Below are 23589 nucleotides of genomic sequence, written 5' to 3'. Positions count from 1 at the left end.
CCTCCCTCATGGTGAGCTTGTCGAACCACGCACAATGCATATGCAATCTCTGAAATGCGATTGTCCCGGGGCAAGGGGGGAGATACAACTGCGGTGTCGAATATCCCAATGAGCACACAACTATGCTGACCACCCTCGAAGATCTGGTTCCGGAGATACTTGCCCGGGCGGCAGGTACTCCTCGCTTGATCGCAGCGATTGCCGGTCCTCCCGGATCCGGCAAATCCACCGCGTCCGCCGCGCTTTGTGCGGCCATCAACATGCGGGAAGCGGACGCAGCGGTTGTCGTGCCAATGGACGGATTTCATCTCGACAATGCCATTCTCGACGCGATGGACCTGCGCAAGCGCAAGGGTTCACCGCCGACCTTCGACGTTGCCGGTTTCGAGGTGCTGTTGCGCCGCCTGCGCGCGACACGCGAAGACGTCGTCATTCCGCTGTTCGACCGAAAGCTCGATCTCGCGCGGGCAGGGGCGGGTATCGTCAAGGCGGATCAGCGCATCCTCCTCGTCGAAGGCAACTACCTGTTGCTCGACCGGCCGCCATGGAACCGCTTGGCACCGCTTTTCGACGTGACAATCTTCCTCGACGTCGACCGGCTCGAGCTCGAAAACCGGCTGGTGCAGCGCTGGCTCGCCCACGGCCACAATGTCGGCTCGGCACAGGCGCGCGCGCTCGCGAACGACATGCCCAATGCCGAACTGGTGCTGGGGGACTCGAGAGCGGCGGATTATACGGTCAGGAACTGATTTTTAAGATAGAGAGCGAAAACCCACACATTTTCCGCACGAACTTTGACGATTCTCATGCAAGAAGTTCCGAAACCAGTGCAAGAATGTGCGATTCAGGCGCCGAATTTTCCACCAAAACGGGAAATTTGATTGTACCTGGTAGCATTTTCAGCCCCTTGACTTTCACCCTTGCAAGATGACAATCCTGCTCCGCCAAATACCGTTCCAGATACAGCTTTGTTTCGCGAGTTTCCTGCCATGATGCCCTCTGCCATATTTCCGGATCTGAAAGACCGTTCCGTGCTCATCACCGGGGGAGGGTCGGGCATCGGTGCCGCGCTCACCGAAGGCTTCATCGCCCAAGGCTCGCGTGTTGCCTTCATCGACATTGCCGAGGAGGCCTCGCGGGCCCTCGTAGATTCCCTGGACAAGCAGTACGGCAACCGCCCTCTTTACCTCAAAGCGGACCTTTCCAACATCGAAGCCCTGCGGAACGCGATTGCGCAAGCCATTGATAACAATGGACCAATTACAGTTCTCGTCAATAACGCGGCTTGGGATGACCGGCACGATATCGACGATGTAACCGTCGAATATTGGGACAAGAACCAGTCGATCAATCTGCGCCCGCAGTTCTTTGCGGCGCAGGCTGTCGTACCCGGTATGCGGCAATCGGGTGGCGGTTCGATCATCAATTTCACCTCGACTTCCTTCATGATCAACCAGGGCAATCTGCCGGCCTACACAGCGGCAAAGGCTGGAATCATCGGTCTTACCAAGGGGTTGGCGGGGCGGCTCGGACCGGAAAAAATTCGCGTCAATGCCATCGCACCGGGCTGGGTGATGACTGACCGCCAGCGCTCTCACTGGGTCACGGAAGAAGGCCTGCGGGTCCACCTCAACAAGCAGGTTCTGCGCGAGGAAATCCTGCCCGGCGACATGGTCGGACCGTGCCTGTTTCTCGCCTCCGATGCTGCCCGCATGCTCAGCGCCCAGACACTGATTGTCGACGGCGGTTACCTGTGAGAAACGCGGCCTGTTATGCGCTAAGTGATTGGGGAACAAGTCGTTTTCGCCTTTGGCTTGTCGACGGCAAGGGGCATGTTCTAGCCGAGAAACGCTCCGATGACGGCCTCGATACATCGCGTAATCGCGGTTTTACGCAGACGCTGGAAGGCCATTTGTCAGCGCTCGGAGCGCCTGCCGACCTGCCGGTTATCATCTGCGGAATGGCCGGATCGCGGCAGGGCTGGGTCGAGGCCAATTACGTTCCGGTTCCGGCCGATCTGAAGGCCATCCTTTCCGGTGCGGTGAAGATCGAAGGTATCGCCCGTGATGTGCGCATCATTCCCGGACTATCGCAGTCCGGAACTTCGCCCAATGTTATGCGAGGCGAGGAAACCCAACTGCTCGGCGCGATCCTAGATCGCGATTTATCCAATGGAATCATTGCGATGCCGGGAACGCACTCCAAGTGGGTCACGTTGAAAGAGGGGAGGGCGAAGAGCTTCTCCACTTACCTTACGGGCGAACTTTACGCGCTGCTCGCCTCGCAATCGATCTTGCGCCATTCTGTTGGCGATGCCGCGACATCCGCTTCGCCGGACCATCCACAATTCAAGGCCGCCGTCGAACTCATGCTATCCGGTGAGCGTATGCTTGGTGAGCTCTTCGGTATTCGCGCCGCCATGCTTCTCGATAATTTATCCCCGGAGGGCGCTGCGTCGCGTCTGTCTGGTCTGCTCATCGGCGCGGAAATTGCCGGCGCAAAGGCGAAATCTGGTGGCAAAAACAAGGTGATACTTGTCGCCTCCGGTGCGATGGCGGCGCTTTACGGCAAGGCGCTTCATATTGCCGATCACGATTTCGATCTCGTCGACGCCGACGAAGCCGTGAGGAAGGGCCTTTTCGTAGCCGCCTCCAGCATTTGGCCGGCCAAAGGATAGTTCATATGTCTCAAGTCTCCGCTCCGTGGCCGAAGCTGAAGCGCGATCTCATCGCCATCCTGCGCGGCGTCAGGCCGGACGAGGTTCTGGCCATTGGCGAGGAACTGGTCGAGGCCGGCATCGACGTTCTCGAAGTACCACTGAACTCGCCGGAGCCGTTCCAATCCATTGAATTGCTTGCAAAAAAATTGCCAATGCATGTATTGATCGGTGCGGGTACCGTGCTTGACCCTGCCGATGTCGCGCGGCTCGATGCGGCTGGCGGGCGGCTGATGATAAGTCCGAATGTCGACCCGGAAGTGCTCGCCGCGGCAGGCAAAGCAGGTATGGTGACGATGCCCGGTGTCTTCACACCGACTGAAGCGCTGGTCGCCCTGAAGGCCGGCGCTTCCGGCCTCAAGTTCTTCCCTGCGAGCGCACTGGGCCCTGACGGGATCAAGGCGATCAGCGCCATTTTGCCGAGGGGTACGGTGATTGGTGCCGTCGGCGGTGTCGATGAGACAACGTTTGCGGCCTATAAGGCGGTCGGTGTTCGCACGTTTGGTTTGGGCTCGAGTCTTTACAAGGTCGGTGCCACGTCTTCGTTCGTCCGGGACCGCGCGAAGGCGACGGTCGAGGCCTATGATCGCGTCTTTGCCGGGTGATGATTGTGCAGGAGCCGAAGATCCGTCTATTCCACGAGGAGCCTGTCCAGCTTGGCGAAGGGCCGGGCTACGATCCGCTGACAAAGACCGTTTGGTGGTTCGACATCGTCACCGGCCGTCTGTTCGAGAAGCCTTTGGCCGGCGATACGGCCAAAGTTCATACTCTTGGGCAAATGGCGAGCGCCCTTGCTGTCATCGATGAGAAGCGGCAGCTGATTGCTACCGAAACCGGGCTCTTCATCCGTGACCGGCAAACCGGGCACTCGACCATGCATCAACCGATCGAGGCCGACAATCCCGCCACCCGATCCAACGACGCGCGCGTTCATCCCGCTGGAGCCTTTTGGGTCAGCACGATGGGAAAGACGCAGAAGGGTGCGGGCTCGATCTATTGGTATCGTCACGGCGAATTGCGCAAGCTATTCAGCGGCATATCGATTCCCAACTCGATCTGCTTTTCCCCGGATGGTCGTATTTCTTATTTTGCGGATACCGGCAAGAACATCATTTGGCGCGTCGATACCGATCCCGAGACAGGCCTTCCTGTCGGGGAACCCGTGTTGTTCTACCAGCATAGTGAGCCGGGCGGCGTCGATGGGTCCGTGGTCGATGCGGAAGGAAATTTGTGGAACGCTTGCTGGGGAGGCTCCTGCATCAATGTCTTTTCACCAACCGGAATGCGCATCCGCTCGATTGAAATGCCAGTCCGCCAACCATCCTGCCCGGCGTTCATCAGTGAAGACAGCGCCAACCTCATTGTGACAACGGCTTACCACGAAATGAATGACGCCATGCACAAGAGTGATCCCGGCGCCGGAAAGACCTACCTGGTAGAAGTTGCGGGCAAAGGCCGGTTCGATCCGCCAGTGTTTCTGTAGTCCAAAAAAGCAAGGAACCATTCCCACGGGTCCTCGTTATTTCCCTTGCAACCAATCGAGAGAGCAATGCGCTACGGGAGTTATCAAGCTGCCGGGTGATTGATCGTGTCTGCAAATCAGGAGGACGACATGGGATTTTTTTCTAAAGATATCAAGACGATGGACGATCTCTTCGTCCATACTCTCCGCGACATCTACTATGCTGAAAACCAGATCGCAAAGGCTCTGCCCGAAATGATCGACAAGGCCTCTGATCAGGAATTGAAGAACGGTTTTGAGAAACATCTTCAAGAGACGGAGATGCAGATCGAGCGTCTGGAGCAGGTGTTCAAACTGCATGGCGTGGATGTTGCCGGCGTCAATTGCCCGGCGATCGATGGCATTCTTGAGGAAGCTGACGATGTCTCGGGCGAGGTCGATGACGATCAGGTTCTGGACGCTGCGCTCATCGCCGCTGGACAGGCGGTCGAGCACTACGAGATCACGCGCTATGGTACTCTTGTTGCTTGGGCGAAACAGCTCGGCCGTAACGATTGTGCGACGCTGCTCCAGCAGAACCTCCAGGAAGAAATGAATACCGACAAGGCATTGACCGCGATGGCGGAAAGCCGGGTCAATGCCGCAGCGGCCTAGCACCCCGGCTATCCTGCAAAACCCGCATCAACCACTGATGCGGGTTTTTGTTTGGTTATCTGAATTCGTCGCCCACGGCCTGTAAATAAAAACAGTCGAGTTCCCATCGTTCAAGGACCCCTTGACAAGTCGAAGCCACTGTCATTCTATTGGCTATCCATTATTAGGTACTATATTCCATAATAATGGATTACAACGAAAACATTCGCTAGACGAATAGGGGAACGAAGATGACCAACCGACTGCGTGTAGCGGCCGCTGTAGCCGCATTCGCGATGCTGCCTTCACTTACGGCGTTCGCACAGGAAACCAAAAGCAAACTGGACGAGGTTCTGGCCCGGGGTCATCTGGTTCTCGGCACCGGCAGCACCAATGCGCCATGGCATTTCAAGAGCGTCGACGACAAGCTTCAGGGTTTTGACGTCGACATGGGTCACATCATCGCCAAGGCTCTGTTTAATGACCCGGAGAAGATCGAATTCGTCAATCAATCTTCCGACGCGCGCATTCCGAATATTACAACGGACAAGGTCGACATCACATGTCAGTTCATGACAGTGACCGGCGAGCGGGCACAGCAGATCGCTTTCACCATTCCTTACTATCGGGAGGGTGTTGGTCTCATGCTCAAGGCCGACAGCAAATATGCCGATTATGCAGCGCTGAAAGCCGCCGGCTCAGCGGTCACAATCTCCGTTCTGCAAAATGTCTACGCTGAAGGCATGGTTCATGCGGCTTTGCCGGAAGCCAAGGTCGACCAGTACGAATCCGTTGACCTTATCTATCAGGCCCTCGAGTCCGGTCGGGCAGACGCAGCGGCGACAGATCAGTCGTCGCTCGCGTGGTACATGACCCAGAACCAGGGCCGTTACAAGGATGCCGGCTATGGCTGGAATCCGCAGACCTATGCCTGCGGCGTCAAGCGTGGCGACCAGGATTGGTTGAACTTCGTCAACACTGCACTGCACGAAGCAATGACCGGTGTCGAGTTCGACTTCTATGCGAAATCGTTCAAAACCTGGTTCGGCAAGGATCTGACGCCTCCGCAAATCGGCTTCCCGGTCGAATACAAGTAAGTTGATCACGCTGCGGCTTCGGAAATTTCCGGAGCCGTTTCCTTCTCGTTCCGGATAACAGGAACATCATGGGTTATACGTTGAATTTTGCTGCAGTGTGGCGAAGCTTCGATCTTCTGCTCGAAGGGCTGGCACTCAGCCTTGCCCTGGCCTTTGGGGCAATCCTGATCGGCGCAGTGATTGGCCTGTTCACCGCGTTCTGCCTCATCTCGAAGAATGGCTTTGCGCGGCGTCCCGCCGGAATCTACGTGACGATTATCCGCAACACGCCGATCCTAGTCCTTGTTCTCTTCACCTATTTCGCGTTGCCGCAACTGGGGTTCCGGCTGGGCAAGATCGAAAGCTTCATCTTCACGCTCGCGCTTTATTCCGGCGCGTATCTTGCAGAGGTTTTCCGCGCGGGTCTGCTGTCGATTCCTGTCGGATTGCGCGAAGCAGGTCTCGCCATCGGCCTTACTGAAATGCAGATCTCGCACCTCGATCATTGCGCCGCTGATGTTCCGTAACGTCTTGCCGTCGCTGAGCAGTACAATCATCTCGCTGTTCAAGGACACTTCGCTGGCGGCGGCGATCGCCGTACCGGAGCTGACGTTCGAGGCACGCAAGATCAATGTCGAGACATTCCGTGTCATTGAGACCTGGATCGTCGCCAGCTGCCTCTACGTCATAACGTGCTCGATCCTCGCCGCGCTGATGCGTGCCCTCGAGCGTCGCCTGTCAGTGCCGAGGTGATGTGATGGATATTGCTCATTTCCTCGATATTCTCTGGCTGGCCCGCATACCGATCCTCAAGGGCCTCGGTTTCACCATTTCGATTTCCCTGTTGGCAATTTGCTTCGGCACGTTGCTTGGAATATTCGTGGGCCTTGCTCTGACCTATGGCGTCCGGCCGCTGCGCTGGATCGTGCGTGGCTATACGGATTTCATTCGCGGTACCCCGGTCCTCGTCCTCGTGCTGGCAAGCTACTATGTACTCAGCACTATAGGCCTTGATCTCAGCCCGTTTCAGGCCGGCGTATTGGCCCTCGCTGTGTTCTGCAGTTCCCATGTCGGCGAGATCGTCCGAGGAGCGCTTCAAGCCATCCCGAAGGGCCAGACGGAAGCCGCCAAGGCGATCGGCCTGACGTTCCCGCAAACCTTTGCTTACGTGCTCGGGCCGCAAGCGCTGCGCCAGGTTCTGCCGGCCTGGGTGAATACGGCCGCAGAAATGGTCAAGGCATCGACATTGCTCTCCATCATCGGCGTTGCCGAGTTGCTTCTGCGTACGCAGGAAATTATCTCGCGATCGTTTCTCAGCCTCGAGTTCTATTTCTTCGCCGGCTTTCTCTATTTCATCATCAATTATGCCATCGAGCGTTTCGGCCGGTATGTCGAACGCAAGACCGCTATTCCGTCCTGAGGCGATAACAAATGCCAAACCATCTTCTAGAAATCCGCGATCTGCACAAAAGCTACGGCGATGTCGAAGTCCTGAAAGGCGTTGATTGCACTATGGCGCAGGGCGACGTCATCAGTATCATCGGATCGAGTGGCTCCGGCAAGACAACCATGCTGCGTTGTATCAACATGCTGGAGGAATTCCAGGGCGGCTCGATCAGTATCGATGGCGAGGAGATCGGCTATGAGACGGTGGGTGGACAGCGCCGTCGCAAGAGCGAAAAGGAGATAGCACGCCAGCGGGCATTGACCGGCATGGCCTTTCAGCAGTTCAACCTTTTTCCGCATATGAGCGCCGCCCGCAACGTTATGCTCGGGCTGATGAAGGTGAAGAAGCTGAGCAAGGACGAAGCGCGATCTATTGCCGAGAAATGGCTCGATCGCGTGGGTCTCCTGGCCCGCGCCGATCATTTCCCCGGCCAGCTTTCTGGCGGTCAGCAGCAACGCGTGGCGATCGCGCGGGCCATCGCCATGAACCCGAGACTGATGCTCTTCGACGAGGTAACGTCAGCGCTCGATCCCGAGCTTGTGAACGAGGTTTTGCAGGTCATCAAGTCGCTGGCTCAAGACGGAATGAGCATGCTGCTCGTCACCCACGAGATGCGCTTTGCTTACGAGGTCTCGAACCGCGTCATCTTTATGAATCAGGGGCGCATTGGTGAAGAGGGCAATCCGCGCGAAATGTTCCACAAGCCGAAGAGCGAACGGCTTTCTGAATTTCTAAAGACATCGAGCTTCGGTGAGCGCTAACGTCGCTTCATCCATGCATCGACGGACCACGCACCCGGACCAAAAGCCAACAAAGCCAGGAACCCACCGGCAATGGCGATGTTCTTGTTAAAGTTGATCAATTGTTCGAGATTTCCGAAGTCGGTATGGAACAAAAGAGCCGTTAGCAAACAGAACCCGGCAAGCGCGAGAGCAGCGTAGCGAGTCATGAAGCCGGCAGCGACGAGAACCCCGGCACCGAGTTCGGTCAGGATGACGAGCGGCAACAGCTTGGCTGAAACACCGTTGGTCTCCATATAGGCGGCAGTACCGGCATAGTCGGCAATCTTGCCCCAGCCTTCCATGACAAAGATATAAGCAAGAAACAGCCTGGCAAGTAACGCGACAGGCGCCTGAAACCCTTCCATACCATCCTCCGCTAATAAAACTTCACGAGTGGTGTGTGCCAATAACACCGAGAGCGACCGTTCTATTCGAAACAAAGAATGAAAACAGGGTCCCGTCCTTGGCCAAAGGCAATCACCGACCGAAGAAGAACCCGACTGCCTCAAGTATAGCCATCACAACAATCGCTGTGGTCAGGACAATACCGAGGCCCCGCTCGAAATTGCCAAGCCGATTGGAGGTCTGGATCAACTTGCCATCCCAATAAAGATTGCCGGTTTCTTCATGGATGCCGAAAAGGGCACTGCCTTTCAGCGATAGTTGCCTTACGTTCCGAGGCCAATGAGATGGCACTGGTTCGCGTGAAAATCGGCCATTTCGATGATCGGGAAAATCAGTCTCTAATCGCATTGAAGGATCTCCTTGGTGACCGGCAACACAACAGGCAGCTGGTTGCAAATCAAGAGGCGGAACCGCTCAATCGCAAGTGTCGGTTAACGTTCCATCAGCAACCGGAACGTGTCAATGAGGATCGCCAGAAAAACACCCGACCCGGTGATGATTACGCCATTGAGAAATAGCCGGCTTGCCTTGTCGTAGACGACTTTTTTCAATGACGACGTTTGCAAAAGTAAAGCCAGGGAGCGCAGTTGAAAGACGATGCCTATAGCTATGACGACCAGCGTCGGCAGGTCGGTAAGTCTCCACGGTATTGGATTGCTTGCCCACTGCGTAAGGAAGCCCAGGGAAAATGAAAGCACCACACCCACGACGGTAATCGTGCCATTGCGGAAAAGCGTTTCTATCAGGTGTTCGTCGTCATCGTTGAGATTCATTTCCGCTCTCCATCCTGGTGACTATCCACTCTTTTGTGTGACAATCAACCGTGCTTGAATATCTTACTCAATGACTGCAGAGCCCAAATTGCCGGTCTACGCAAAATGTGCAAAACCTGGTTCCATAACCATTGTTATGCCTCAGAAGCATGTAGAAGGGGTGGGTTCCAGGTATGAAGTACGGCCCAGCCGTACAAAGTCTTATGCCGTAGTAACGGAAACAGTGGGGAAATCCGACAATGAAAATTCTACACGCAATGGCAGTTGCGGTTCTGGTTTCTGGGTGTGCAGGGACGGCACAGCCCATCGCAATGACAGGCGATTTTGGCCCCCCGACGCTTACGCTCATCAATTCCTATAGGACGAGCCATGGCCTGTCTCCGCTGGCCGCCAACGGCACGTTGAAAGCCCTGGCACGGCAGCATAGCCGGGAACAAGCCGCCCGGGGAACTATCGGTCATGATGGCTTCCGCCAGAGATCAGCTCAAGCAAAAGCAGCCGGACTGAGCGGAGTGTGTACGGAAAACGTCGGAGTCAGATATAGGAGTGCACAGGCTCTTTTTTCGGGATGGAGGAGTTCTGCAGGTCACAACACCAACCTGCTTCGACCAAACATGCGATACGCCGGAGTTTCAGTGGTCGGCGGTTACTCGACTTTCTTTGCTTGCGGATAACGGCAGAGCGTTGCCGCGAAGAGCCGGGCGACACAGCTGATCCAGTTACTCTCCCGGCAGAATTTCATTCGGCTGCAACGACTTGGCATGCGTCGATGATTCCCCGGATTTCGGCACGGCAGGAGCCGCAATTGGTTCCGGCCTTAAGGCGTTCGCCGATTGCTTCCACAGTATCGCAACCCTCATTGGCGGCAGTGGCAATCTCGTTACGTCCTACCGAGAAACAGGCGCAGACAATCGCACCCTTGTCCGTCATGTCTCTGCCCGGTCGCCCGGCCAGAAGCTGGAAGCGTTGCCGTGCATCTGCGAATTTCCGCGTCAATTGTTCGCTGGCCCAGCTGCGCGAAACAGTCGCCGGTTCGCGCGCCACGTAAAGCGCACCTAACAGTCTGTCACCATCGAATGCCGCGATGCGATGCTGATCCTGATGTGCATCGTGATAGGCAAGCAATTCGATATTCCTCTCTGCCTGGAACAGGTTTCGCGCGAAGGCGCTCCAGTCCCCAGGCTCGCTATGACCGGCCAGTTCGAGCCGGTAACCTCCATCCGCCCTGGCCAACGCCCAATATTCCGCATCTGGCAGAGGCTTCCGATGCAATACGGCAAAGCCATACCAGCGAGCGGCGAACGGTTTGACTGCGACGCGTGCCATCTTCAGAGCCGGTTGTCCGGAAACCGGATCGACATTGGCGGTAACCAGCCTGTCCACCCGCGCATTGCCGGCAAATTGTCCGTTCCAGTGCATGGGCACGAAGATATTGCCCCTCGCCTGCCGTTCCGTCAGCAAAGCCCGGACGATGATCGTGCCATGATCGTTACTGAGGTTCACCAGACTGGCGTCGGCAATGCCCTGCTCTGCGGCATTGATCGGATTGATCTCGGCAAAAGGTTCGGCGAAGTGGGCGGAAAGACGCGCGCTTTTTCCAGTGCGGGTCATTGTATGCCAATGATCGCGAACACGGCCCGTATTCAGTGTAAACGCAAAGCGCGGATCGAGTGCTTCCTCATTCGCCGGTCGCACCGCCACGAAGCGGGCGCGGCGGTCTTCGGTGTAAAATTCGCCTTGCCCGAAGAACCGCTTTTCGGTCGTCGACTCACCGCTGCCCTGCGGCCATTGAAATGGTGAAAGTGCATCGTAGTCCGCGCCTGTTATGGTAGAATGGGCGCTGATATCGAAGTCGCGTGTGCCGTGATTTCCGTGGCCCGAAAGCGCTGCATGTTCGGCAAAGATTTGCGCCGGAGTTTCGAAGGAGAAGCCATCGGCAAAACCCATGCGCCGGGCCACTTGGTTCACGATCCACCAGTCCGGCTTCGCCTCGCCCGGCAGCTGCAGGAACGCACGCTGCCTGCTGATGCGGCGTTCGGAGTTTGTGACGGTGCCATCTTTCTCGCCCCATCCCGCCGCCGGCAAAAGCACATCGGCATAGCATGTCGTATCCGTCATCGCATTGATGTCGGAAACGACGACGAAAGGACAAGTCTTCAAGGCTTCGATGACAAGATCCGCCTCCGGCATCGAATCCACCGGATTGGTCGCCATGATCCACAACGCCTTGATCTTCCCAGCCCGCGCTGCATCGAAAAGATCGACAGCCTTCAGTCCCGGCTTCGACGCGATGGTCGGCGCGTCCCAGAATTCCTGCACGAGCTGGCGGTGCCCGGCATCTTCCAGATGCATATGGCCCGCCAGCATGTTCGCCAATCCGCCAACTTCACGGCCGCCCATGGCATTGGGCTGGCCGGTTATCGAAAACGGACCCATGCCCGGACGACCGATACGGCCTGTCGCCAAATGGCAGTTGATGATGGCATTGACCTTGTCGGTGCCGCTGGCGGATTGGTTCACACCCTGGCTATAAACCGTCACGCTTCGCTCGGTTCGCGTGAACAGTTCAAAAAACGCACGAAGTTCTTCGGGAGAGATCCCGGTCCGTGCGGCAATGCTGCGCAGATCGTGACTGTTGGCGATAGCCAATCCCGCATCGAACCCCGACGTGTACCGCTCGACATAGTTCCGGTCCACCGCGCCTTGTGCCGCCAAAAACCCAAGTAGACCGACGAACAGCGCCGTATCGCCATCCGGTTTTATTTTGAGATGCATGTCAGCGATATCGGCGGTCATGGTACGGCGCGGATCGATAAGCACAACGCGCATGTCTGGGCGCTTAATCTTTGCCGCAGCGATGCGCTGATAAAGCACAGGATGGCACCAGGCAAGATCTCGAACCTGTCAGGACGATGAGATCGGCGAGCTCCAGATCCTCATAGGTGCCGGGAACCGTGTCCGACCCGAAAGCGCGCCTGTGGCCCGCCACCGATGACGACATGCACAGCCGTGAATTGGTGTCGATATTAGCCGAGCCGATAAAGCCCTTCATGAGCTTGTTAGCAACGTAATAATCTTCGGTCAGAAGTTGGCCGGAGACATAGAAGGCGACGCTGTCTGGGCCATGTTCGGCGATCGTATCGGCAAAGCGCTTTGCCACGAGATCGAGCGCGGTATCCCAGTTCGCGGAGTTGCCCCGGATTTGCGGTTCGAGCAGCCGCCCTTCCAGATCGACGGTCTCGCCAAGAGCGGAGCCTTTCGAGCAAAGACGCCCGAAATTGGCAGGGTGCTGGGGATCACCCCTGATGCCGATGGCTCCGCTCTCCTCCCTTGTGGCGAGAACGCCGCAACCCACTCCGCAATAGGCGCAGGTGGTGCGAACGGTGTTGGGAGATTCAAGCATTCTATTCCGCCGCCATGGCAGCGCGTTCAAGAAGGGCAAATATGCGCTCGCCATCGCGCTTTATCGCAATGGTTTTAACGCTACCCTCATCGGCTCCAAGCGCCCTGCCGGTTTCCAGCGAGATCACCCAATTGTGCAGCGGGCAAGTCACCGAAGCACCATGGACGATCCCTTGGCTCAGCGGCCCGCCTTTGTGCGGGCAATGGTCGTCGATGGCGAAGACCTGATCCTCCATCGTGCGGAATACGGCGATCTTGCCTTGCGGCGTCTTTACACAGCGCGCGCCCCGGCGGGGGATATCGTTGAGCACACCGATCTCGATCCAGTCGTTCATGGCACTCACTCCGCTGCTTGCTGGTAGGCAATGGTCGCCATGGGTTGGAACTCGTGTTTGTCCACGCCTGACACACGCTCGGACCAGGGATCGACCTGGGCAAATTTCTGGCTGAAGACGAAGCGATCGAAATACCCCTTGCGCTTATCCGCATCGCCCATGATCTGCCGGCGGATTTCATCGAGGCCGACACGCTTGGCCCATTTGTAGATGCGCTCCAGATAACGGCCCTGCTCGCGGTACATCTGGGCCAATGCCACCACATGCTCCAGCGCCTCATCTTCCGTATGGACCAGCCCCAGGACTTCCGTCCCTTTGATATCGAGCCCGGCCGCCCCGGCAAAATGGATCTCGAAACCGGAATCGACGCAGATGATGCCGATGTCCTTGCAGGTCGCCTCGGCACAATTGCGCGGACAGCCGGATACCGCCATTTTCAGTTTGGCTGGCGTCCACGATCCCCACATGAACTTCTCGATGCGGATGCCCAGTCCGGTCGAATCCTGCGTACCGAACCGGCACCAATCCGTCCCGACACAGGTCTTCACGGTGCGCAGGCCCTTGGCATAGGCCTGGCCCGAGACGAAACCGGCCTTGCCGAGATCGGCCCAGACAGCGGGCAGGTCTTCTTTCTTGATGCCGAGCATGTCTATACGCTGACCGCCGGTGACTTTCACAGCCGGTATCTCGAACTTGTCGACGACATCGGCAATGGCACGCAATTCCTTCGAGCTGGTCATGCCGCCCCACATGCGCGGCACGACAGAATAGGTTCCGTCTTTCTGGATATTGGCGTGAACACGCTCATTGATGAAACGCGACTGGTAATCGTCGGCATATTCATCCGGCCAATCGGAGACGAGATAGTAGTTCAATGCCGGGCGGCACTTGGCGCAGCCGCAGGACGTCTTCCACTCAAGCTCCTGCATGACAGCGGGAATCGATTTCAGACCCTTCGCCTTGATCAGGCGACGCACATCGTCATGGCCGAGATCGGTGCAGCTGCACATCGGCGTGACTGCGGAAGGGTTATAACTATCGCCCAATGTTAGCGACAAAAGCTGCTCGACAAGTCCGGTACAACTCCCGCAAGAGGCGGAAGCCTTGGTATGAGCACGCACATCGTCAAGCGATGTCAGGGCTTTGCCTGTGATGGCGCCGGTGATCTTTCCCTTACAAATGCCGTTGCAACCGCAGATTTCCGCATCATCTGGCAAGGCTGCAACGGCCGCCATAGGGTCCAGCGGGGATCCTCCTTGATAGGACTGGCCGAAAATCAGGGTGTCGCGCATCTCCGAAATGTCGGTGCGCTTTTTGGTGAGATCGTGGAACCAGGCACCATCGGACGTTTCGCCGTACAGGACTGTCCCGATGATCCGGTCATCCTTGAGGACAAGGCGCTTGTAAACGCCGGCAGAAGCATCCCGCAACACAATTTCCTGGCGATCATCGCCTTCCCCGAGATCGCCGACCGAAAAGACGTTGATGCCGGTGACCTTCAGTTTGGTCGGCGTTTCGCTATGAACAAAGGCGGCTTCGCTGTTGCCCGCAAGCTGCGAAGCAACCACCCGCGCCATTTCATAGAGCGGCGCGACGAGCCCGTAGCATTGGCCGCCGACTTCCGCGCATTCGCCAATAGCAAAGATGTCCGGATCGGACGTGCGCATGCCGGAATCCGTGACAATGCCGCGATTGCATTCAAGTCCCGCCTCCTTGGCGAGCGAACCGCTTGGCCGGATGCCGACAGCCATCACCACAAGATCGGCGGGGAGTATGGTGCCATCGGCAAGCAACACGCCCTCGACCTTCTTCTCGCCAACAATCTCCTTGGTGCTGGCCTTGGTGAGGACCTTGATACCCCGCGCTTCAACCGCCTTTTCGAGGAGATAGCCTGCCGCCGGATCGAGCTGCCGTTCCATCAATGTCGGCATGACATGCAGGACTGTCACATCCATATCGCGCGATTTGAGTCCGGCCGCCGCTTCGAGACCGAGCAATCCGCCACCGATGACGATGGCCCTCGCCCGCGATTGCGCCGCAAGCAACATAGCGTTGACGTCGTCAAGGTCGCGATAGGTCAGTACGCCGGGAAGATCCTTGCCGGGCAGGGGCAATATGAATGGCAAAGAGCCGGTGGCAATCAGCAACTTGTCGTAAGGTTCGGTCGTTCCCGCATCGGAGGTAACCGTTTTGGCAACGCGGTCGATATTGACCACCTTGTGGCCTTTGTACAGCATGATTCCATGCTTGATGTACCAGCCGTCGCCATGGATGATGATTTCCTCGAATTCCTTTTCGCCGGAAAGCACCGGCGAGAGCATGATCCGATCATAATTGACACGTGGTTCGGCGTTGAAAATCGTCACGTCATAAGTGTCGGGCGCCAGTTCGAACAAATGTTCCAGCGCACGACCCGGTGCCATGCCGTTGCCGATGATAACCAGCTTCTGCTTTTTCCCGTATGCTTCCATCTCACGCAGCCTCCACGAGGCGATGACGTTCGTAGAGGAACTTCAGCACTGCCGAGCGGCAGCGAATATAGGTAGCGTCCGACGCAAGTTCGATGCGGCGGCGCGGACGAACAAGCGGTACGTCCAGGACTTCTCCGATCTTGGCCGATGGTCCGTTGGTCATCATGACAATGCGATCAGAGAGAAGCACCGCTTCATCTACGTCGTGGGTGATCATCAGTACGGTATTGGCAAGTTCGGCGTGAATCTGCATGACCTGATCCTGCAGATGGGCCCGCGTCAGTGCGTCGAGGGCTCCGAACGGCTCGTCGAGCAGCAAGACTTTCGGCTCCATCGCCAATGCCCGAGCAATGCCGACACGCTGCTTCATGCCGCCCGATATTTCCGACGGGCGCTTGTCCTTGGCATGAACCATTTGAACCAGTTCGAGGTTGCGCATGGTCCACTCATGCCGCTCGGCCCGGCTTTTCATACCTGAGAAAACCTTGTCCACAGCCAGTTTGACGTTCTCATAAACTGTCAGCCAGGGAAGCAGAGAATGGTTCTGAAACACCACCGCCCGGTCCGGTCCCGGTGCATCGACGACAGCCCCCTCAAGAAGCACCACGCCGCGTGTTGCCTCTGTCAAGCCCGCCACGATGTTGAGCAGCGTCGATTTCCCGCAACCGGAATGGCCGATAATCGATATGAACTCACCTTTGTCGACGTCGAGAGAGACCTGGTTCAGAACTTGTGTGCTCGCACCACCGCGACTGAACACCATGTCGATCTGTTCGAGCGAGAGATAGGGTTTTGACATGATTATTTCCTTCAGGCGCTGAGCGTGTTGCGGGTGACGACTTTGGCAATGGACGCAATTGCGCGATCAAGCAGATAGCCAACGATGCCGACATAGATGAGCGCGAGAATGATGTCGCTTATGCGCGAGGAGTTCCACGCGTCCCAGATGAAGAAGCCGATGCCGACACCACCAATGAGCATTTCGGCAGCGACAATGGCGAGCCAGGACAGACCGATACCGATACGCAAACCCGTGAAGATGTATGGTGCGGCCGCCGGGATCATGATCTTGGTGAAGTACTCGAACTGATTGAGACGCAGCACCCTTGCAACGTTCCGGTAATCCTGCGGAATATTGCGGATACCAACCGCCGTATTGATGATGATCGGCCAGATGGCCGTGATGAAAATCACGAAAATTGCGGAGGGACTACCGTCCTTGAAGGCTGCCAATGATAGCGGCAGCCAAGCAAGTGGTGGAACGGTGCGCAAAACCTGGAAGATCGGATCAAGACCGCGCATCGCCCAGTCGCTCTGGCCCACCAGCGCACCAAGAGCGATCCCTGCGATTGCCGCAAGGCAATAACCGAGGGCCACGCGCTTGAGACTGGCGAAGATGTGCCAGAACAGACCCTGGTCAACGCCTTGCCCAACATAGAATGGATGGACAATCAATTCCCAGGTTTCGGATACAACGCGCGACGGCGGGGGAACACTCGCCGTTGGCGAGGAGCAGATGACTTCCCAAAGAACCAGCAGAAACGCCAGCGTTACCAGCGGCGGCAAGATATGTCCTGCAAGGGCGGAGAGCCACTGCGGAAAGCGCCGCCGAGCAACAGATGATCTCGGAGTGCTCAAAGTGACGACCTTTGCTTGGGTGTGTGGCTGTTTTTGTGGATTCATCCGTACGGGGCTGGCAGTCATACCGGTTCCTTTAGGCAAAACGTTTGATGTCGAGGCTGGCGAGATAGGTCTGCGGGTTGTCCGGATCGAAGACCTTGCCATCGAAAAAGGTCTCAGCACCTCGCGATGTCGAAGCTGGGATATCCGTTGCAGCAACGCCAAGGGCTGATGCCGCCTCGCGCCAGAGATCCTCCCGGTTGACCTTGCCAACCAATGCGTTGATATCCGTATCCGGCGCAAATTTGCCCCAGCGGATATTCTCGGTCAGGAACCATTTTTCATGGCTCTGAAACGGATAAGATGCGTGATCGCGCCAGAATTTCATCAAATGCGGGCTGGTTGTCTCGATACGTCCGGAGCCATAGTCATACTCACCCTTCAACCGCCCGGCGATATCGGTGGCGGGAACATTGAACCAGGCACGCTTGCCGACGATTGCAGCCAGTTCGTCCTTGTTCGCCATGTCGTCAGCCCATTGCTGGGCTTCGAGGACGGCCATCAGCAGCGCCTTGGTCGCAATGGGATTTTTCTCGACCCAATCGGCACGCATGGCGAAAGATTTTTCCGGATGCTTGGCCCAGATTTCCGCCGTATTGATTGCTGTGTAACCGATGCCCTGGTTGACGAGCTGGGCATTCCACGGCTCGCCAACACAGAAACAATCCATCGTGCCGACTTTCATATTGGCGACCATTTGCGGCGGTGGAACCACGATGGTTTCGACATCCTTGTCGGGGTCGATACCCCCGGCTGCGAGCCAGTAACGAATCCAGAGATCATGTGTACCGCCCGGGAATGTCATTGCGGCCTTGGCTGGGCTGCCTTCTGCCTTCTTCTTGGCAAAAGCCTCTTTCAGTGCACCGGAGTTGGCACCGACTTTCAGATCCGCATAGGCAGACCCAATGGAAATTGCCTGCGCGTCGAGATTGAGGCGCGCAAGGATAACCATGGGTAAAGGCTGATTGTTCTGGGTGACCTTGCCGGTACTGATAAGGTACGGCATCGGGGTGAGGATATGGGCGCCGTCAATACCGTTACCGGCCGAACCCAATACGAGATTGTCACGTGTAGTGCCCCAGGAGGCCTGCTTGACTACCTCGACATCCGGCATGCCATATTTTGCGAAGAGGCCTTTTTCTTTGGCGACGATTAGTGGCGCAGAATCGGTGAGCGCAATGAAGCCAAGCGTTGCCTTTGTGGTCTCGGGACCGGCAGCTGCCGCAAAAGCGCCGCCAGGAAAAGCAGATTTGGCGGCAGCAAACAGTGCCAGCGTTCCGCCCGCTTTCAGAAGTTTTCGTCTGTGCATGCCAGTCGACAGAATGTCTTTCATAGTATTTCCCCTGAAACGCGTCAGCCTTTGCAGCCGGTTGAATCATAAAAAAACGCCGCTGGATGGAGTGCATTACAGGCATACCTGCAGAATGAACTCGCCCGAGCGACGTCTGTGTCTTTGAAAGCACCCGATGCCGGTGCCTGCGGTTCCTGTCGTCATTGACGGAACAGAATTATCAATGCAAACCGCGTGCCAACTCTTAATAAAAACAGCAACTAGCTGAAAAAGTTACATATTTTTTTGTTTAGCCTTGCAAGGCGCGAAGGGCCTACGAATATTTAAAGCAATAGATTTGTGCAGATGTCGTCAGTCGAGTGCGAATTTATTGTGCACAGCACAAAACATGTGCGGCCCTAAACGTCACTCTGGTCCGTGGTTCCGGAGCCGGTATTCCGAATTGGGAAACGTGCAACATAGCCACGAATATCTTCTGGATCGAACGTGGCGCCATCGATGAACACATCACCCTCAGCGTTTCCCTCTATGCGCGCATCCGTCACGGAAATATCGGCGCGGCTTCCAAGCGCGTTGCGATAGAGATCCGGCCGGAAGGCTGAAGTAACCTGCCGATAGGCTTCCGGCGCATAGGCGACCTGGCCCCATCGCACCATCTGGCTGAATATCCATTGGGCCTGACTGATCCAAGGGAAATTTGCGCCTTGGCGATGAAAGGTAAAATATTCTGGAACAGTCCGCTCGGTCCCGTTCGGATCAGTAGTGAATCGTCCGGTGAGCACTCGATGGAGAATGTCGAACGGCACGTCGAGATAACGGGGTTCCGCCAAGATTTGCGCCAGCTCACGCCGATTGTCCGGGACATCGCACCATGCCGCCGCGCGATCAAGCGCCACAATCAGCCGGGATAATGTCTCGGGATTCTGCGCTGCCCATTCCGGCCGTGTACCGATCACCTTTTCCGGACTTGAAGGCCAGATGTCTTCCTTGACGGCAACGATGCGTCCAACTTCGCGCGACACTGCCACCATATTCCACGGTGCCCCTACACAGAACCCGTCGATCGCTCCCGCGGATAGGGCATCGGATGTCATCGGCGGTGGTACCACGACCAGTTTTACATCCTCTTCCGGATGAATACCGCCAGCAGCGAGCCAATAGCGCAGTTCATAATTATGCGAGGAGAACGGATAGGTCATCCCCAAGACCGGCAAAGCCTCGCTTTTTGCCCGCATCTCCTCGATTACCAGCTTGAGGGCTTTGGCATTGGTCAGGGCATCTTCATGTCCGGCAAGACCTGCCTTTTCCTGCATACGACGATAGAGCTCTACGGAAAGCGTAATGGCGTTACCGCCACGCCCGAGCATGAAAGGAGCAATCGTCGGAGAAGGATTGGACCCAAGACCCAGCGCTGAGGCAACCGGCATCGGAGCCAGCATATGGGCGATATCGAACTGGCGGAACGCCAGCCGGTCGCGGATATTGGCCCATGAGACATCTTTGACCAGATCGATCTGGATACCTTCGCGAGCGGCAAATCCGAACTCCGAAGCGGCAATGAGAACAGCGGCATCGACGAGCGGGATGAACCCGGCGCGAACCAGCTTGGCGCTTTCCGTGCGGATCGTGGCAGGAGCTGTTAGGCCGCTCTTGTACTGATCAATTCCGGTCGGGATGAAACTCATTCTGCCTTTTCCTAACTTCCCAGAATTGCCGCCGCCATGACGACGCTTTGGGCAATATCGGCAAGTTTCTTCTTTTCGTTCATGGCTGTCTGACGCAAGAGCGCATAAGCCTCGTCTTCGGTTAATTTGCGCGATTTCATCAGGATTCCCTTGGCCCGGTCGATGATCTTGCGCTCCTCAAGGGCGCTCTTGGCGTCGGCCAGTTCCTGCTGCAACCGGCTGAACGCCTTGAAACGGCTCACAGCCATATCAAGGATAGGCTTCACGCGTTCTTTTCTCAGGCCATCGACCACATAGGCCGAAACGCCAGCTTCAACAGCCGCTTCAATGGATAAAGTATCCGAGCGATCCACAAACATCGCGATAGGCTTGCGAACCGAGCGCGTCAGCTGAAACAAATGCTCAAGCATATCGCGGTTGGGCGTTTCGATATCGATAACAATGACATCCGGACCGATAAGCTCTATCTGCCGCGCCAGTCCGACGATATCGTGCAGCACCACCACGTGCGTGTGCCCCGCCTCCCGCAAGCCCTCTTCGATAATGGCGGCGCGGATACGGTTTTCATCGAAAATCATGATCGACAAGGCAGCATTCATGCCTTATTTTTGCGCATGCATGAATATTGTGCAATGCTACAATAAGCCACACTGGTGGAAAGAAACATCAACTTCGCGCAACTAATTTCCCTCTGGGGTTGAAATTCTTGCCCCGGATTCGAGGACTCGTGTGCAAGAATGCGCAATGTTTGTGTGAGATTCGTGTGTTTTCAAAGCATTCATATGCCGAAAATCCAGCAGGGCGTACACCTCTACCAAGTCGGGTAGTATCCGCTGTTCAACGCTGTCATACTCAGGTTTGCCGCCATCATACACATGGCTGGTTTTCTCCGGCCCCTGCAAGATCTACCCTTGGCCTGCTACCCGGGAACCGCCGGCGATGATCCCATCGCGACGCGACGGAACGAGACGGGCGGCTGACCATGGAGCGACCTGTCGCTCCATGAAAACCGGAGACGCAAAATGCGCTCAACTATTCTGAAAGCGGCGCTTGCCGCACTTCTCACCTCCGCTCCCCTTACAATGGCCTTCGCGGCGCCCGGCCCTACCCGGTATGTGCCAAGTGGCCAGCTCGATTCCATTCTTACCGACCTTAACAATGCGGACAGGCGGATTTCTCAGGAACGCAATCAAAGGTTGATGACACCCACCGAGGCCCATGGTCTCAAGGCCGAACTGTCTTCGATCCGTAAAGACGCAATTGTCGTCAACAGGGATGGTGTGATCCCGATGGGAGAGTATCGGCCATTGATGGGGAAAATCGAGAAGGTGAATGGTCAGTTGTTCGGCGAACCGTATTATCGGTGGGACCATCTAAACTAGATACACCGGCTTCCTCCCAGCTGGACAACGCCTCCGGGAGCGCCCCGGGGGCGTTGCTGTTTGGTTCGATGCACCGCTGTGGACCGCGTTAGCCGCCCCAAATTGATGCGCAGAGAGGACGTCTTATTCGACGGGAGCTGGCTCATGACCCGCACCGCCGCTGTCGAAGCGGGAGAAAAGCTGGTGCACGATCTTCACCCGATCTTCATTGGGGTAGTACCTGTTGGCCAGGATCACGATACCCATCCGCTTCTCTGGTACGAAAGCGACATAGGCGCCGAACCCGTTCGTCGATCCGGTCTTGTTGATGAGGACGTCCTGACGAGGTGACATTGGAGGACTTATCCGCTTGACGGGAAGCGCCGGCCTTGACGTTCTCTGGGAATTGCCCTCAAGCAGTGTGGGAAGCGCGACCGGATAGTCATATTGTTCCCATACGAGGTCCTGGGTCATCTCGCCGACCCTGAAATAACCCGCATGCGTATCCCTTATTGCGCGCGCAAGCGTCTCATCCAGGGACAGCAGGTTCATATTTGCCTTGAGGAACTGGACCAGGTCAGCGGCCGTCGTTCGCACACCATAAGCCTCCGCTGACAGGACCGCATTGCTCATGCGCACGGGCTTGCCCGCTTTCGTGTAACCTTGCGCATAATCCGCCATCCTGTCGCGCGGGACGTTAATATAGCTGTCGGCCATGCCCATCGGTCGAAACAGCTTCTGTTCGACCAACGTAGGGAAATCCCCTTTCATGCTGTGCGCCGTTATGTAGCCGAGCATGCCGATGCTGGGGTTGGCATAGGTCCGATGCGTGCCGGGCAGATAAGCTGGCTGCCATTCCTTGAAATATTTCAGCATCTGCTGTTCGTTCTTGACGTTGTCCGGCACTTGCAGCGGAAAGCCTCCCGGAGTGTGCGTCGCGAGATGCAGAATTTCCACATCGCCAAAGGGACGGCCTTGCAGGGCTGGAACGTACTTGCCCGCCGGCTCCGTCAAGGCGAGATTTCCGTTGGCTTGTGCGTAGGTGGCCAGCGTGGCGGTGAACGTCTTGCTGATCGAGCCGATCTCGAACAGCGTTTTGTCCGTTACCGGCTTGCTGCCCTCCTTCGTCATTCTGCCATAGTTGAAAATATAGGATTTCCCATCAAGAATTACCCCGACAGCCATGCCCGGAATATCGTACTGGCTCATGACCGGCCGCACGGCATCATTTACCCAGACTTCGACCTCATCCCGTTGACTTTCCGCTGCGCCAACAGGGCTCGCCGTTGTGGCGAAAACGAACGCAGTCAGGATCGGAGCCAGAAGTTTCAGATTCATCAGTTTTCATCCTTCGAGAATATCAATCCAGTGCCAAAGTATCCTCACGCCGCAGGCCTACGCCCCGTTGACCAATGCGAGGATGAGCTGGTGGATATTTCCGCCTTCACTGAGTTCAGTTCGATCAAAATCACGGCTGCGCTGTCGCTGGGTTTGAGAGAGTTCCGAAAGACGCTTCGTCATCTCCGCTCTGATCTTGGTGCATTTGGGATCATCGGGCACAGACAAGCCGACTGTTGCAGTCTCGATTGATTTTACCATCTCGCGGATCATTTCGCCGTGCACCGCTTCATGACGGCGGATCCCGGTGATAAACGTCTCCCAGTTTCTGGCGACGGCGTCCGGCAGCTTTCCAGCAGGCTTCGGTACAGTGTAGGTGATTACAAGTTTCGGCTTTGCGGAGACGAGCGTGCAGGCATTGCGCTGGTTCTCGTATTTCCTCGACCATGTCAGGCGGAAATTCGTATGCGCGATGGCGCTCCCGTTGTCACCGGCTCTTGGCCCCCTCTCCCCGATAGACGCGTAGAGTTCAGCACCGGATTTTCCTGAAACCGCATAGCTCTCTATTTTTTCGACTGCTTGCCACTCGGCATGTGCAATTTCAGGTAACAAGGCGCAACAGGCAGCCAGCAACGAAATTCGGACGACTGTTTTCACCAGAATCCCCCCGGATTATCAAAATCGTGAAAATGACGCCTCAGCAATCGAGTTCGGCGCGCTTAGGAACTTGCT

General features: G+C 56.6%; 23 protein-coding genes and 2 pseudogenes. 12 read left to right on the top strand and 13 right to left on the bottom strand.

Annotated elements, in window-relative coordinates:
* Positions 1–122 precede the first annotated feature (122 nt).
* From N8E88_RS07065 to N8E88_RS07020, 10 genes and pseudogenes are all read left to right on the top strand, one after another.
* The gene (locus N8E88_RS07065) at positions 123–749 is read left to right on the top strand and encodes a nucleoside triphosphate hydrolase (protein ID WP_262291274.1); all 627 of its coding nucleotides are present in this window, start codon (positions 123–125) and stop codon (positions 747–749) included.
* A 240-nt stretch (positions 750–989) separates the two neighbouring features.
* Positions 990–1757: an SDR family NAD(P)-dependent oxidoreductase gene (locus tag N8E88_RS07060; RefSeq protein ID WP_262291273.1), complete on the top strand. Its 768-nt coding sequence runs from the start codon at positions 990–992 to the stop codon at positions 1755–1757.
* A complete protein-coding gene (locus N8E88_RS07055) occupies positions 1754–2677 on the top strand; it encodes a 2-dehydro-3-deoxygalactonokinase (protein WP_262291272.1) in 924 nt (307 codons plus the stop codon). The genes N8E88_RS07060 and N8E88_RS07055 overlap by 4 nt, the downstream gene beginning before the upstream one ends.
* A gap of 5 nt (positions 2678–2682) precedes the next feature.
* On the top strand, positions 2683–3321 hold the full coding sequence (locus N8E88_RS07050) for a 2-dehydro-3-deoxy-6-phosphogalactonate aldolase (protein WP_262291271.1): 639 nt from the start codon (positions 2683–2685) through the stop codon (positions 3319–3321).
* 5 nt (positions 3322–3326) lie between these two features.
* Positions 3327–4199, top strand: coding sequence for an SMP-30/gluconolactonase/LRE family protein (locus N8E88_RS07045; protein WP_262291270.1), 873 nt, complete (start codon positions 3327–3329; stop codon positions 4197–4199).
* Between the two features lie 129 nt (positions 4200–4328).
* Entirely contained in the window at positions 4329–4832 is a 504-nt protein-coding gene (locus N8E88_RS07040; protein WP_114431051.1) for a YciE/YciF ferroxidase family protein, read from the top strand.
* 230 nt (positions 4833–5062) lie between these two features.
* The gene (locus tag N8E88_RS07035; RefSeq protein ID WP_262291269.1) at positions 5063–5908 is read left to right on the top strand and encodes a transporter substrate-binding protein; all 846 of its coding nucleotides are present in this window, start codon (positions 5063–5065) and stop codon (positions 5906–5908) included.
* A gap of 68 nt (positions 5909–5976) precedes the next feature.
* Positions 5977–6640: pseudogene (locus tag N8E88_RS07030) on the top strand (amino acid ABC transporter permease).
* Positions 6641–6644: 4 nt separating this feature from the next.
* Positions 6645–7307, top strand: coding sequence for an amino acid ABC transporter permease (locus tag N8E88_RS07025; protein ID WP_112531493.1), 663 nt, complete (start codon positions 6645–6647; stop codon positions 7305–7307).
* A gap of 11 nt (positions 7308–7318) precedes the next feature.
* Entirely contained in the window at positions 7319–8095 is a 777-nt protein-coding gene (locus tag N8E88_RS07020; RefSeq protein WP_262291268.1) for an amino acid ABC transporter ATP-binding protein, read from the top strand.
* On the opposite strand, the gene N8E88_RS07015 is transcribed toward N8E88_RS07020, so the two are convergent.
* From N8E88_RS07015 to N8E88_RS07005, 3 genes are all read right to left on the bottom strand, one after another.
* The gene (locus N8E88_RS07015; RefSeq protein WP_114431055.1) at positions 8092–8481 is read right to left on the bottom strand and encodes a DoxX family protein; all 390 of its coding nucleotides are present in this window, start codon (positions 8479–8481) and stop codon (positions 8092–8094) included. The genes N8E88_RS07020 and N8E88_RS07015 overlap by 4 nt on opposite strands.
* Positions 8482–8593: 112 nt before the next feature.
* Positions 8594–8869 (bottom strand): hypothetical protein, encoded by a 276-nt coding sequence (locus N8E88_RS07010; protein ID WP_262291267.1) that lies wholly within the window; start codon positions 8867–8869, stop codon positions 8594–8596.
* 83 nt (positions 8870–8952) lie between these two features.
* On the bottom strand, positions 8953–9294 hold the full coding sequence (locus N8E88_RS07005; RefSeq protein WP_262291266.1) for a hypothetical protein: 342 nt from the start codon (positions 9292–9294) through the stop codon (positions 8953–8955).
* A 239-nt stretch (positions 9295–9533) separates the two neighbouring features.
* Here N8E88_RS07005 and N8E88_RS07000 point away from each other — a divergent pair, with 239 nt between their 5' ends.
* The gene (locus tag N8E88_RS07000) at positions 9534–9968 is read left to right on the top strand and encodes a CAP domain-containing protein (RefSeq protein ID WP_315975205.1); all 435 of its coding nucleotides are present in this window, start codon (positions 9534–9536) and stop codon (positions 9966–9968) included.
* A 64-nt stretch (positions 9969–10032) separates the two neighbouring features.
* Here the strand turns inward: N8E88_RS07000 and N8E88_RS06995 are convergent.
* From N8E88_RS06995 to N8E88_RS06960, 8 genes and pseudogenes are all read right to left on the bottom strand, one after another.
* Positions 10033–12697 (bottom strand): annotated as a pseudogene (locus N8E88_RS06995) (molybdopterin-dependent oxidoreductase).
* A 1-nt stretch (position 12698) separates the two neighbouring features.
* Positions 12699–13031: a nitrite reductase small subunit NirD gene (gene nirD / locus N8E88_RS06990; protein WP_262291265.1), complete on the bottom strand. Its 333-nt coding sequence runs from the start codon at positions 13029–13031 to the stop codon at positions 12699–12701.
* A 5-nt stretch (positions 13032–13036) separates the two neighbouring features.
* Entirely contained in the window at positions 13037–15502 is a 2466-nt protein-coding gene (gene nirB / locus N8E88_RS06985) for a nitrite reductase large subunit NirB (protein ID WP_262291264.1), read from the bottom strand.
* A gap of 1 nt (position 15503) precedes the next feature.
* Entirely contained in the window at positions 15504–16301 is a 798-nt protein-coding gene (locus N8E88_RS06980; protein WP_262291263.1) for an ABC transporter ATP-binding protein, read from the bottom strand.
* Between the two features lie 11 nt (positions 16302–16312).
* Positions 16313–17185: a nitrate ABC transporter permease gene (gene ntrB / locus N8E88_RS06975; protein WP_410010555.1), complete on the bottom strand. Its 873-nt coding sequence runs from the start codon at positions 17183–17185 to the stop codon at positions 16313–16315.
* Positions 17186–17216: 31 nt separating this feature from the next.
* Positions 17217–18515: a CmpA/NrtA family ABC transporter substrate-binding protein gene (locus tag N8E88_RS06970; RefSeq protein ID WP_262291261.1), complete on the bottom strand. Its 1299-nt coding sequence runs from the start codon at positions 18513–18515 to the stop codon at positions 17217–17219.
* A gap of 356 nt (positions 18516–18871) precedes the next feature.
* Positions 18872–20158 (bottom strand): CmpA/NrtA family ABC transporter substrate-binding protein, encoded by a 1287-nt coding sequence (locus N8E88_RS06965; protein ID WP_262291260.1) that lies wholly within the window; start codon positions 20156–20158, stop codon positions 18872–18874.
* Positions 20159–20169: 11 nt separating this feature from the next.
* Positions 20170–20757: an ANTAR domain-containing response regulator gene (locus tag N8E88_RS06960; RefSeq protein WP_262291259.1), complete on the bottom strand. Its 588-nt coding sequence runs from the start codon at positions 20755–20757 to the stop codon at positions 20170–20172.
* A gap of 423 nt (positions 20758–21180) precedes the next feature.
* Here N8E88_RS06960 and N8E88_RS06955 point away from each other — a divergent pair, with 423 nt between their 5' ends.
* Positions 21181–21540 carry a hypothetical protein gene (locus tag N8E88_RS06955; protein ID WP_262291258.1) on the top strand — a complete coding sequence of 120 codons (360 nt, stop codon included), beginning with the start codon at positions 21181–21183 and terminating at the stop codon, positions 21538–21540.
* A 123-nt stretch (positions 21541–21663) separates the two neighbouring features.
* Here the strand turns inward: N8E88_RS06955 and ampC are convergent, their stop codons facing one another.
* Positions 21664–22857 (bottom strand): class C beta-lactamase, encoded by a 1194-nt coding sequence (gene ampC, locus N8E88_RS06950; protein WP_262291257.1) that lies wholly within the window; start codon positions 22855–22857, stop codon positions 21664–21666.
* 57 nt (positions 22858–22914) lie between these two features.
* Positions 22915–23514 (bottom strand): DUF922 domain-containing Zn-dependent protease, encoded by a 600-nt coding sequence (locus N8E88_RS06945; RefSeq protein ID WP_262291256.1) that lies wholly within the window; start codon positions 23512–23514, stop codon positions 22915–22917.
* Positions 23515–23589: the final 75 nt, after the last annotated feature.

This window comes from Phyllobacterium zundukense, assembly GCF_025452195.1.
GTDB classification, from domain to species: domain Bacteria; phylum Pseudomonadota; class Alphaproteobacteria; order Rhizobiales; family Rhizobiaceae; genus Phyllobacterium; species Phyllobacterium zundukense_A.
Note: the sequence above shows the minus strand (reverse complement) of the source record. Positions and strands in the feature narration are given on the sequence as shown.